This window comes from Bartonella sp. TT29SHDZB (assembly GCF_042193395.1).
Taxonomy (GTDB): domain Bacteria; phylum Pseudomonadota; class Alphaproteobacteria; order Rhizobiales; family Rhizobiaceae; genus Bartonella.
Genome location: NZ_JBHILQ010000001.1, coordinates 255,058 through 266,672, shown reverse-complemented (window position 1 = coordinate 266,672; position 11,615 = coordinate 255,058). Strand labels below are relative to the sequence as shown.

At 38.4% G+C, this 11,615-nt stretch carries 11 protein-coding genes; 6 read left to right on the top strand and 5 right to left on the bottom strand.

Features of this window, described 5'->3' with window-relative positions:
- Positions 1–359 precede the first annotated feature (359 nt).
- Together rpsT and acnA are read right to left on the bottom strand one after the other, a co-directional pair.
- A complete protein-coding gene (gene rpsT, locus ACFIJJ_RS01030; RefSeq protein WP_273790272.1) occupies positions 360–626 on the bottom strand; it encodes a 30S ribosomal protein S20 in 267 nt (88 codons plus the stop codon).
- Between the two features lie 237 nt (positions 627–863).
- Positions 864–3,551 (bottom strand): aconitate hydratase AcnA, encoded by a 2,688-nt coding sequence (gene acnA, locus ACFIJJ_RS01025; RefSeq protein WP_375645682.1) that lies wholly within the window; start codon positions 3,549–3,551, stop codon positions 864–866.
- 297 nt (positions 3,552–3,848) lie between these two features.
- Here acnA and ccmA point away from each other — a divergent pair, with 297 nt between their 5' ends.
- The 5 genes from ccmA to ACFIJJ_RS01000 are packed head-to-tail and all read left to right on the top strand — an operon-like array spanning position 3,849 to position 6,770.
- On the top strand, positions 3,849–4,460 hold the full coding sequence (gene ccmA, locus ACFIJJ_RS01020; RefSeq protein WP_375645681.1) for a heme ABC exporter ATP-binding protein CcmA: 612 nt from the start codon (positions 3,849–3,851) through the stop codon (positions 4,458–4,460).
- Positions 4,461–4,471: 11 nt separating this feature from the next.
- On the top strand, positions 4,472–5,137 hold the full coding sequence (ccmB, locus tag ACFIJJ_RS01015; protein WP_375621965.1) for a heme exporter protein CcmB: 666 nt from the start codon (positions 4,472–4,474) through the stop codon (positions 5,135–5,137).
- A gap of 46 nt (positions 5,138–5,183) precedes the next feature.
- Positions 5,184–5,963 carry a heme ABC transporter permease gene (locus ACFIJJ_RS01010; protein WP_375621966.1) on the top strand — a complete coding sequence of 260 codons (780 nt, stop codon included), beginning with the start codon at positions 5,184–5,186 and terminating at the stop codon, positions 5,961–5,963.
- Entirely contained in the window at positions 5,951–6,175 is a 225-nt protein-coding gene (locus ACFIJJ_RS01005) for a hypothetical protein (protein ID WP_375621967.1), read from the top strand. The genes ACFIJJ_RS01010 and ACFIJJ_RS01005 overlap by 13 nt, the downstream gene beginning before the upstream one ends.
- Position 6,176: 1 nt before the next feature.
- On the top strand, positions 6,177–6,770 hold the full coding sequence (locus ACFIJJ_RS01000; protein ID WP_375645680.1) for a DsbE family thiol:disulfide interchange protein: 594 nt from the start codon (positions 6,177–6,179) through the stop codon (positions 6,768–6,770).
- A gap of 290 nt (positions 6,771–7,060) precedes the next feature.
- Here the strand turns inward: ACFIJJ_RS01000 and ACFIJJ_RS00995 are convergent, their stop codons facing one another.
- The 3 genes from ACFIJJ_RS00995 to ACFIJJ_RS00985 are packed head-to-tail and all read right to left on the bottom strand — an operon-like array spanning position 7,061 to position 10,224.
- On the bottom strand, positions 7,061–8,041 hold the full coding sequence (locus ACFIJJ_RS00995; protein WP_375645679.1) for an Hsp33 family molecular chaperone: 981 nt from the start codon (positions 8,039–8,041) through the stop codon (positions 7,061–7,063).
- A 36-nt stretch (positions 8,042–8,077) separates the two neighbouring features.
- Positions 8,078–9,013, bottom strand: coding sequence for an ornithine carbamoyltransferase (argF, locus tag ACFIJJ_RS00990; RefSeq protein WP_375621970.1), 936 nt, complete (start codon positions 9,011–9,013; stop codon positions 8,078–8,080).
- Positions 9,010–10,224 carry an aspartate aminotransferase family protein gene (locus ACFIJJ_RS00985; protein ID WP_375621971.1) on the bottom strand — a complete coding sequence of 405 codons (1,215 nt, stop codon included), beginning with the start codon at positions 10,222–10,224 and terminating at the stop codon, positions 9,010–9,012. Before ACFIJJ_RS00985 ends, argF begins: the two co-directional genes overlap by 4 nt.
- A gap of 484 nt (positions 10,225–10,708) precedes the next feature.
- On the opposite strand from ACFIJJ_RS00985, the gene ACFIJJ_RS00980 reads away from it, so the two are divergent.
- The gene (locus ACFIJJ_RS00980) at positions 10,709–11,245 is read left to right on the top strand and encodes a GcrA family cell cycle regulator (RefSeq protein ID WP_375621972.1); all 537 of its coding nucleotides are present in this window, start codon (positions 10,709–10,711) and stop codon (positions 11,243–11,245) included.
- The last annotated feature ends 370 nt before the right edge of the window (positions 11,246–11,615 follow it).

Genomic DNA, 11,615 nt, shown 5'->3' with positions numbered 1-11,615 from the left:
CAAAACAGCAGCGGTAAAATGCAAGAGGTCAAAATAAAATCAAAAAAACCGAAAAAAATGCTTATATCAATGAAGACTGAAAAAAATATTGATTCAATTCATTTTTTTTCTCTAAATTTACCAATAATTAAAGAATCTCATCAGATTTAAAAAAAAAAATAAAATGCTTGACAAAAAAGACTCTGTAAAAATCCACAAAGCTTGTGGATAACCATACTCCCCCCCCTATAAACTTTCTCTCCTTTTTCAAGGGGAGAATCATTATCGATTCTTATTTTCAATAGAAACTTTTTGAAACAATAAACAAAAAGCCAGCATCCATAAGGATACTGGCTTTTTTATCAATAAAGGAAAAAAGCTTAAACGCTGAGAGCCTTCAAACGTTTAGCTAAACGCGATACTTTCCTCGCAGCAGCATTTTTATGAAAAACCCCTTTAGAAACTGCACGCATAATTTCAGGCTCAAAATTCTTAAATGCAATCTCTGCAGACGCCTTATCGCCACCCGCTAAAGCATCATCAAACTTACGTATAAAAGTACGAACGCGTGAACGGCGGGCCTTATTAACCTGTGTGCGCGCCGCAACCTTGCGCACCGCTTTTCGAGCAGAAGGTGTATTCGCCATAAATATAATCTCTCTTTCAACACCTTGGTAAAATGAGTCTCAATAACAACTCTACCAATATAAATAAATCCAACCCAAGCAAAACTATAAAGCTGCCTATAACTGTGTGGTTTATAGCGCAATCCCAAAGCTAACGTCAATTAGATTTTCAAAGATAGTCATAAAAAAACGAAGCCAAACTCTTTGATCCGCAACTGTATAGCTTAATAATAGATATTTCTTAACAAACAAAAGAATTTAAACGGCTAACTTACGTAAGACATATTGCAAAATTCCACCATGATGCAAATAATCTAGCTCATCTTCAGTATCAACACGGCACAATAATGGAACGGTTTTTACCTTACCATCAGAAAAAGTAATTTTCGCTACAGTCTTTTGACGAGGTTTCAAGTTATGAATCCCTTCAATTGTTACCTTTTCATCTCCCTTTAAGCCTAAAGATTTCCAACTTAGCCCCTCTTCAAAGACAAAAGGGACAATACCCATACCAACAAGATTAGAGCGATGTATCCTTTCAAAAGATTGCACAATCACCGCTTTGACACCAAGAAGATTGGTCCCCTTGGCAGCCCAATCGCGTGATGATCCATTGCCATATTCAATACCAGCAAAAACAACGAGCGGAACACCTTCTTGTTTATACGCCATTGCTGCATCGTAAATGGTTTGTTCTACCGCTGACGGATAATGAACCGTATAACCTCCTTCTCGACCATTTTCCCCTAACATGAAATTACGAATGCGAATATTGGCAAAGGTCCCACGCACCATAACTTCATGATTCCCACGACGCGTTCCATACTGATTAAAATCAGCTACTTTAACACCATGATCCATTAAATATTTTCCGGCAGGAGAAGCTGCTTTAATAGAACCAGCAGGAGAAATATGATCCGTCGTGATTTTATCACCAAATAAACCTAAAATCCGTGCATCTCTAACATCTGGTAAGATATCAGGTGTTTTCTGCATAGCATCGAAATAAGGTGGATTGCGTACATAGGTGGATTGCTCATCCCAAGAATAGGTAGAACCCGTAGGAATCCGAACTTTTTGCCAATTTTCATCTCCCTTAAAGACATCTGCATACTTTTCGGCAAAAACCTTACGCGTGACATTTTTTTCGATAAACTCCTGTATTTCTTGAGAAGTTGGCCAAATATCTCTTAAGTAAATCGGTTGACCATCTGAATCTTCACCAAGAGGTTCCTTGGTTAAATCTTTACACACTGTCCCAATGAGCGCATGTGCAACAACTAACGGTGGTGAAGCTAAATAATTCGCTTGCACATCAGGGGAAACACGCCCTTCAAAATTACGATTTCCTGAAAGAACCGCAGATGCAATTATACCATTGTCATTAATCGTTTTGGAAATAGCTGGATGCAAAGGACCAGAATTCCCAATACATGTTGTGCATCCAAATCCTACTAAGTTAAATCCTAATGCATCTAAATCTTTTTGCAGACCCGAATTTTGAAGATAAGCTTCAACGACTTGTGAACCGGGTGCAAGAGAAGTTTTTACCCATGGTTTGCTCTTGAGACCCTTTGCCACAGCATTTCGTGCCAAAAGACCCGCTGCAATAAGAACACTTGGATTCGATGTATTCGTACACGACGTAATCGCAGCGATCACCACATCACCGTGACCAAGCGTATATTCTTCACCCTCGACCTGATAACGTTTATCTTGTCCAGAAGTCTTCTTATAGTCTTCGACCAATGCCTTCTCAAAACCCTGCCCAACATTTTCCAATGCAATACGTCCTTCAGGACGTTTAGGACCAGCCATAGAAGAGACAACGGTTCCCATATCTAATTCAATTGTATCACTAAAAATGGGATGAGCCACCATTTCATCATGCCACATCCCTTGTGCTTTGGTATAAGCTTCCACTAAGGCAATCCGATCTTCATCACGCCCTGTCATATTGAGATAACGCACTGTCTCCTTATCAATTGGGAAAAAACCACACGTTGCTCCATATTCAGGGGCCATATTTCCAATCGTTGCCCGATCAGCAAGCGTCATATGCTCTAAACCAGGACCAAAAAACTCAACAAATTTACCGACAACACCTTTTTGGCGTAACACTTGGGTCACCGTTAATACAAGATCGGTGGCGGTTACACCTTCTTTAAGTTTCCCTGTTAGACGAAAACCAATCACTTCAGGTAACAACATAGAAACAGGTTGGCCTAACATTGCCGCTTCTGCTTCAATACCACCAACACCCCAACCTAAAACACCCAAACCATTCACCATAGTCGTATGCGAATCAGTTCCCACACAGGTGTCAGGATAAACCGTCTCACACCCCTCTTCCTTCTTCGTCCACACGCATTGTGCTAAATATTCTAGGTTAACCTGATGACAAATCCCTGTTCCTGGAGGAACAACACGAAAATTTTGAAAAGCTTGCTGCCCCCATTTAAGAAAACGATAGCGCTCACCATTGCGTTCATATTCATGTTCAACGTTTTCCTTAAAAGCCATGGAATTGCCAAAAGCATCAACAATAACTGAGTGATCAATGACGAGATCAACGGGAATCAGAGGATTGATTTTTTCAGCGTTACCGCCAAGTTTAACCATAGCATCACGCATTGCAGAAAGATCAACAACTGCTGGAACACCTGTAAAATCCTGCATAAGAACACGTGCAGGACGGTAAGCAATTTCTGCCCCAGCGCTCCCTTTGTAGTTTAACCACTTAGCAACATTGAGGATATCCTCTTTTTTAACTGTGCGACCATCTTCAAATCGCAATAAATTTTCGAGAATAACTTTCATCGAAAACGGCAAACGAGAAACACCTTCAAGTCCGTTCTTCTCCGCTTCGATCAAGCTATAATAAGTATATTCTTTGTCACCAACATTTAATACTCTGCGACAATTAAAGCTATCAATTTGAGTCATGACTGTCCACCCTCATACTATAATCACCCAATTTCCAGGAATGAACAACACAAACTACGAGTCAAGGTCGCAGCTTGAGCGCAGACGCAATTACCTCCGCTATCCATTTCCCCCTCCACCCGCTCATAGGCAAATGCGGAAATCAGCGCCAGAAACCATTTTACACCAGATATTGATGTAAGGTACCCCTTATAGAACTATTTCTAGAACTATTCTAGGTACAATTGCATAAAAAATGTGTTTTTTATTCTATAATGCACTAAAGAATATGAAAATAAAAACAAAATAGGCAATCACATGGTGTTATCAGGCAAAGATCTAGCCGCTTACAGAAACGAGGAAATTCTGTTTCAAGGTCTTTCTTTTTGTTTATTTTCACAGCAACTTATGACAATCACCGGTCCTAATGGTATCGGAAAGTCTACATTACTCCGAATCATTGTCGGTCTTCTTGAAGCTGCTGAAGGTCATATAATCCTTAAAGACCATGATCAAATATACCCTGTTGCAACTGCCTGTCATTATCTTGGTCCTCAAAATGCTATGAAACCTCTCTTATCTGTCATTGATAATTTGCAATTTTGGGCAGATTTTTACGGTCAACATTTACATTTTGCGCATGACGCTCTTGCCGATATTGGTCTTTCTAACCTTGAACATTTACCTTTTAACGCTCTGTCAACTGGACAACAAAGACGCGCAGCTATTGCTCGCCTTTTGCTCTCCTATCGTCCTATTTGGATTTTAGATGAACCAATATCTGGGCTTGATAACCATGCTCAAAAACTCCTTGCTCGTATTTTCCAGCGTCATCTCAATCAAGGTGGTATGATTATCGCCGCGACTCATAGTTCCCTAGGTATTCCAGAAAACCATAAAATCGCTTTGGAAAAATTTTTACCTCTTTAAGAAAGAATAAAATGAAAGCACTGTTCTGGCGTGATCTTAAACTATTATTAGCACCACAAGCCTCTCCACTAACAGGACTATTGTTTTTCATCGCTGTTGTTATCATAACCCCCTTTGCCATTGGACCAGATCCCAAAACTCTTGCACAAATAGGACCAGGTATATTGTGGTTTGGAGCCCTTCTTGCAGGGCTCCTCAATCTGAACAAACTTTTCCAAATCGATCGCGATGATGGTAATCTCGACCAATTTATCCTTTCAGGACAAAGACAAAGTTTTACACTAATTGTCTTTACCAAATGTCTTGCCCATTGGGTAGGAACAATGCTTCCTCTTATTTTTGCTACACCTATTTTAGCCCTCATGCTCCATTTAGATGTAGTAATAACTTTTACAACAATACTTACCCTTTTATGCGGAACACCAGCCATTATTTTTATTGGCGCTATAGGAGCAGCACTGGCAACCTCATTGTTGCAAAGTACCCTTCTTATTTTCATCATTATCTTGCCATGGATCATTCCAATTATGATTTTTGGTGTTTCAGCTGCTACAGCTCCAACAAACCCAAATGCCTCTTTTCTCACATCCCTAGCTCTTCTTGGCGCTTTTTCACTTCTTTTGAGTCTTTTTAGCTCTTTTGTTGCTGCGATAACGCTTAAACTTTTATCAGAATAATAAAAGATGATTGCCGCATAGCAAAACTCTGCCTATTATGAATTTTATGAATGAAATAATGCGCACATATAAAATCAGGTCACTCCCTATAAGTTTTACCCGTTTCATGAAAATAAGCAAAATGATTTTGCCTTGGTTAGCCAGCATAACATTGTGTGTCCTTATCTTAGGGCTTATTCTTGTGATGCATTCCCCTGATGACTATCAACAAGGCATTACTGTTAAGATTATGTACCTTCATGTTCCCTTTGCGTGGTTGTCTACATTCTGCTATGTAACGATGAGTGCAGCGGCATTAGGAAATCTGATTTGGAAATATCATCTTGCTGATGTGGCACTTAAGTGTGGAGCGCCGATTGGGGCAATTTTTACCGCCTTAGCTCTCATGACAGGAGCACTTTGGGGGCGACCTACATGGGGAACATGGTGGGTCTGGGATGCACGATTAACATCAGTTTTAATTCTGCTTTTTATCTATCTTTCCATTATCCTGCTTGGACGAGCTTTCGATAACCCAATAAAAGCCGCGCGCGCTACTGCAATTCTTACACTTGTTGGATTTGTTAATATCCCTATTATTAAATTTTCCGTTAATTGGTGGAATACATTGCATCAACCAGCATCATTGTTACGCGCTGGAGGACCAACAATCGACAATGCTATGTTATGGCCCCTCATAACAATGCTCTTTTGTTTCATCTTTATGTTTATTACGCTCTATTTGATGGCTATGCGAAATGAAATCAATCATCGTTATATCCAAATACTTCAGATGAAAAAATCCCGTCGTGCACAACAACAGGACTCTTCATCATGCTCGACCTAAATGGCATCCAAAGCGGACTTTTAGGAAATCTATCTTTGAAAATTGATTTTTTCCTTGGAACCCTTAAACACGAGCAAATTGTTGTTTTAAGCTATACGCTCTCTGCAATATCCCTCTTATGTCTCATTGGATATATTCTTTACAAAGCTCTATGCCAAAAAAAAATTCTCAAACAGCTAAACCAAAAAGAGCTGTCTCAAAAAGAAAAATAGAATGAAAAACATCTCTCTAAAACTTAAAAAAAATATATCTTTGCCTGTTTTGTTTGTTCTTTTTGGACCATTTGTGCTTTTTCTTCTGCTCATGGTGTTTTTTTTCAATTTTATGGGTAAAAAACACCCTCAAGATCCTTCTCTCCTCCCAAATGCATTGGCTGAAAAACCTGCCCCCAATACTTATCTTCCCCTCCTTGATAAGGAAAGTTATCTCTATTCAAAACAGTTTAAAGGACGTGTCACATTGGTCAATTTTTGGGGTTCTTGGTGTTTACCCTGTCGCGAAGAGCATCCTCTTCTTATGAAAATTGCACAAGATAAACGTTTTGATCTAATTGGCATTAATTATAAAGATAACAAAGCAAACGCCCTGCGCTTTTTAAACAGTTTTGGTAATCCTTTTAAATTTATTGGCTTTGATGATTCAGGATATACAGCTATTGACTGGGGGGTGTATGGACCACCAGAAACCTTTCTCTTGAATAAAGAGAGTATTATTATTGCCAAACATGTTGGTCCCTTAACATGGCAAATTTATCAAAAAAAAATTCTCCCTAAAATTGAACAAGCGATCGTAACAGAAGACAAATAAAATATCGACATATTGATTTTAAATAATTTTTACCATTTTTATCTATTAAATGAAAACATCGAATACTATGAGATTTTTTTAAATTTCTTTATGTTGAATTAAAAAAATGTTTAAGAAAAGGCTAAAAATACTTTTTATGAATCATCTAAATATGAAAATAATTGGCATACATCGAAAAAAGCTAAAGAAAGAAATATTCTAGAGATTCATATTAGCTATGCTTAAACTTTTATGACGTGAATAAAATAAGCTTTTATTGCAATCATCATTACTTAATGAAAAATGTTTGATTATGTTTTTTCTTCCAAAAATTCTTGCGCTATAAAACGATACGTTTTTGAGCAAAATTCACATGTAACTGAAATATATTTATTTTGAACCATTTTATTGCGTTCATCAATAGGAAAGCCTTCTAGGATTCCTTTAATTTTTTCGCGTGAACAAGAACATTGATCAACAAGAGAAAAAGAATTAAAAACTCTAACACCTTGTTCATGAAAAAGACGAAACAATAACTGTTTACTACCAACTTGAGGATCCGTTAATTCTGCACTTTCAATCGTTTTCATGAGCATTTTGGCTTCTTGCCATTGGTTATCCAATTGGGTGTGGTTTTTTGTTTCTTCTCGCTTGTAATGAGACGATGCTTGGGGCAAAAGTTGGGTCAAAATACCTCCAGCGCGCCATCTTTTCTGCGGTTTTCCTTGTTGATCACGATTAATTAATATAGCAACAGCCAGACGGATATCGGTAGGAATTTGTTCTGATTGATCAAAATAAGTGCGAGAAGCTTCTTGTAAATTTGATCCATCTAATGCAACTATCCCTTGATAGGGTTGCATATGGGGACCTTGATCAATCGTGAAAGCTAAAGTGCCTTTTCCTAAAAGTGTTTCTGAAGAGGTTTGATCACTGTCTATTGCTTGTTTCAGCTGTTCTTTATCAAAACGAGCGTATCCACGTAAACTGGAAGGAGGCGAAAAATCGCACACCAACATATTAACCGGTCCATCGGAATGGGTTTGTAGAATAAATTTTCCCGTAAGCTTTAGAGAAGTTCCAAGCAGAACCGTTAAAAGTAAAGCTTCTGCCAGAAGATAAGAAACCGGTTCAGGATATTGATGTCTGTTAAGAATAGAATTTAAAGTTTCCCCAAGTTGTACGGTACGTCCACGGATATCAAGTTCTTCGACTTGAAAGGGAATAACATTATCATCTTCATGCAAGAAATTGTTGTTGAGAGAGGCTTCATCTTTAGCTTGTTTACTCATAGCTTTGCCTTTTTTATATAATTTGTTGTAGGGTGGCTATTTTGTAGAGAAAAACGCATCTTGTAAACACCAAGAAAGAATTGCTTTTTGAGCATGAAGACGATTTTCCGCCTCATCGAAAACAACAGAGTGCGGTCCATCAATCACAGAATCAACCACTTCTTCACCACGATGAGCAGGAAGACAATGCATAAAAAGAGCATCAGGTTTTGCTAATTTCATGAGAGATTCATTGACTTGATAAGGCTGAAAAATAGAACGACTGCGAGCACGAAATTCTTGTCCCATGGAGACCCATGTGTCGGTCATAATACAATCAGCATCTTGAGCTGCTTTTTGGGGATCATGGGTTAGCATAAGATGTGCTCCCCGCTCACGTGCCCAATGTATAAATTTTTCCTGTGGTTCACTGCCCTTTGGAGTAGCAATACGCAAATGAAAACCAAAAAGAGCTGCGGCTTCAATTAAGGAATGGAGCACATTATTACCATCCCCCATCCACGCAAATATTTTGCCAGCAATTGGCCCCCGATGCTCCTCATAGGTTAAGATATCTGCTAGAATTTGGCAAGGATGTGTATCATCTGTAAGGGCATTAATGACAGGAATTTGTGCATATTGTGCCAATTCGAGCATACGTTGGTGTTTCGTTGTTCGCAATATCACAATATCCACAAAACGGGATAAAACGCGCGCCGTATCAGCTATGGTTTCACTATGACCAAGTTGCATCTCTGAACCCGTGAGCATGATCGTATTTCCCCCCATCTGGCGCATACTGATATCGAATGAAATACGGGTTCGTGTGGATGGTTTTTCAAAAATCATCGCGAGTGTTTTACCTATAAAAGGTTTTGAACCTTTTCCTGCCTTAAAAGATGCTTTAAGAATTTTTGCATAATCAATTAGTGCGCGTGCCATTGCTGGCGTTAAAATGGATAAATCCGTGAAATGACGAAGAGCATTTGTCATATGTGTGATATTTGTCTTTCTTTATTTATTTGCGAAAGATAGGAAATTGCTTTTTCAATACGATGCAAACTTTCATCTATTTCTTCTTCCCTAATGATAAGAGGAGGCAATAAGCGCACAACATTGTTGTTGGCTGCAACGCTTAAGAGATATTCATTTTCCAAAGCATTAACGACAAGATTTGAAGGCACAACACATTGAATACCTAACATAAGCCCCATCCCCTGAACTGCGCAGATAATATCAGGATAGATATTGAGAATGTGCAAAAGCCCACTTTTTAGTTTATCACCCATGCGCTGAACATGGATGAGAAAACTTGGCTCTAATAAAATATCAAGAATACTATTTCCTACAGCCATTCCAAGCAAATTTCCTCCAAAGGTTGATCCATGCGTTCCAGGTATCATACTTTTTGCAACTTTATCCGTTGCAAGGCAAGCGCCCAATGGAAATCCACCTCCTAGTCCTTTTGCGAGGGTAAGAATATCAGGCGTGACATCACTCCATTCATAAGCAAAAAGCTTTCCTGTTCGTCCCATGCCCGTTTGCACTTCATCCAAAATCAACAACAGACCATTATCATCGCATATTTTACGCAAAAATCTTAAATATTCATGAGAAACCGTTCGTATTCCTCCTTCTCCTTGAATAGGTTCAATAAGAATAGCGGCGGTATTTTTATTAATAGCGTTACGCAAAGCGACTTCATCACAAAAAGGTACTTGAATAAATCCACCAGCTTTAGGTCCAAAGCCTTCAAGATACTTTTCATGCCCAGTCGCAGCAAGTGCTGCAAGTGTACGTCCATGAAATGCCCCTTCAAAAGTAATTATTTCAATGCGTGCTGAATGACCAGTAGCATAGTAATAATGACGTGCCGTTTTGAATGCGCACTCCAATGCTTCAGTGCCTGAATTGCAGAAAAAAACCTTATCCGCAAAACTATTTGCACAAAGCCGCGTGGCAAAAGATGCTTGTTCAGGAGATTGAAAAATATTAGAAACATGCCAAAGTTTTTCAGCTTGTATCTTGAGCGTATCAACCAATTTTGGATGTGAATATCCTAATGCATTAACAGCAATGCCAGATGTGAAATCAAGATAATGGTCTCCTTTATCGGAAATAAGCCATACACCATGCCCCTGTTCAAAATGCAAATTTCGTCTTGCGAAGCATTCATAAAGTGGTTGTATAGAGACAGCATCCATCATAATTTCCTTTATATTTTAACCTTTTCAATATATACAAAGCAATACTACAAATGAAACAGCATGGTACATTTCGTTACGGTGCTTTCAACATTTCATTACGATTAATGATTAGACCTATGGAATAGATCATTACACCAATTGAAAAAAAGTCAATAAAGCTTCTACAAATAAGCATTTTGAGAAAAAGCCTTAAACAAAAGTAAAAGTTTAGCCTATAATTGATTTGCAAGTTGGGGAAAACATTCTAAATAAACTCTTCAAGAGTTAAAGACTCTTGTCATAGAGTGAGTGCATATTGTAATTTACAATATAATAAGCAAGATGATGTGTTTTGATTTGTAAGTCCACAGGTTGGGTGATTTTCTTATGCTCGCTTAGAGTGTAAAGTTCTTTCATTCAGCGTAATGAAAACATTATTTAAACATTTGAAGATGCAACGGGGGAGAGCATCTTAGTGACGTAATCGGAATGGAGTACTGGTATGGGTTGGACATGTGAACGCGTTGAGCTTCTTAAAAAGCTTTGGAGTGAAGGGTTAAGTGCAAGTCAAATTGCTGCTCAATTAGGGGGGGTCAGCAGAAATGCAGTCATCGGCAAAGTACATCGATTAAAGTTACCAGGACGTGGTAAGACAGCACAAGGAAGCACACGTGTGCAAAAAACTCCCGTGGGAAGCAGCAGCCCGTCATCTCCACGTGTGCGTCGCAACACATCCACGGTATCGCCAATAAACACATCATCTGTAAGTATTGAAGAAACAGCTTTAAAGACAGAATTTATAGTGGAAGATGTAAAAGAAGTTGATATATCCACAAAATCCAATGTCGTTGTGCCTATATCACGTCAACTTAATCTTCTACAATTGAGTGAAAATACATGTAGATGGCCGGTTGGCGATCCATTATCAGCAGATTTTCATTTTTGTGGTGCCGATTCTGATGAAAATAGCCCCTATTGTGCCTTTCATGCTAAGCTAGCATTTCAACCAATATCTGAAAGACGTCGGATAAGAGTATAATACCCACGGTAGAATCTCATATTCTACGCCTTCTGCGCTTCGTTATTAAATTTCCGACTATCGGATTAGTATGAGAAAGAAATTTATGAAAACGGGGCTTTTAATATTTCTTCATAAACTATTCAACGAAACTGTATCTTTTGGTGCTACTGCGCAGCTATGTGTTGTAAAGTTATATTTCTGTTCATTTTCACGATTCTCTTTAATTTAGTTGTACTGCTGTTAACACTATCCATAGCAATATCTTTTGAATAAGACAGTTTCTCAATTTCTCATGTTTTTATTCTTCGTGTATTTAATAGAGTCATGCTATGGTTTATAAAAATAATTTATCGCTTTGCAACCTGAATGAGGTTCATCTATATCTCTC

What these genes read in the sequence shown, in the direction of transcription:
- argF (WP_375621970.1), bottom strand. Translation starts at nt 9,013, where the DNA reads ATGACAAATGCTCTTCGTCATTTCACGGATTTATCCATTTTAACGCCA.
- rpsT (WP_273790272.1), bottom strand. Translation starts at nt 626, where the DNA reads ATGGCGAATACACCTTCTGCTCGAAAAGCGGTGCGCAAGGTTGCGGCG.
- ACFIJJ_RS00985 (WP_375621971.1), bottom strand. Translation starts at nt 10,224, where the DNA reads ATGGATGCTGTCTCTATACAACCACTTTATGAATGCTTCGCAAGACGA.
- ACFIJJ_RS01005 (WP_375621967.1), top strand. Translation starts at nt 5,951, where the DNA reads ATGCTCGACCTAAATGGCATCCAAAGCGGACTTTTAGGAAATCTATCT.
- ACFIJJ_RS00995 (WP_375645679.1), bottom strand. Translation starts at nt 8,041, where the DNA reads ATGAGTAAACAAGCTAAAGATGAAGCCTCTCTCAACAACAATTTCTTG.
- ccmB (WP_375621965.1), top strand. Translation starts at nt 4,472, where the DNA reads ATGAAAGCACTGTTCTGGCGTGATCTTAAACTATTATTAGCACCACAA.
- acnA (WP_375645682.1), bottom strand. Translation starts at nt 3,551, where the DNA reads ATGACTCAAATTGATAGCTTTAATTGTCGCAGAGTATTAAATGTTGGT.
- ACFIJJ_RS00980 (WP_375621972.1), top strand. Translation starts at nt 10,709, where the DNA reads ATGGGTTGGACATGTGAACGCGTTGAGCTTCTTAAAAAGCTTTGGAGT.
- ACFIJJ_RS01000 (WP_375645680.1), top strand. Translation starts at nt 6,177, where the DNA reads ATGAAAAACATCTCTCTAAAACTTAAAAAAAATATATCTTTGCCTGTT.
- ACFIJJ_RS01010 (WP_375621966.1), top strand. Translation starts at nt 5,184, where the DNA reads ATGAATGAAATAATGCGCACATATAAAATCAGGTCACTCCCTATAAGT.
- ccmA (WP_375645681.1), top strand. Translation starts at nt 3,849, where the DNA reads ATGGTGTTATCAGGCAAAGATCTAGCCGCTTACAGAAACGAGGAAATT.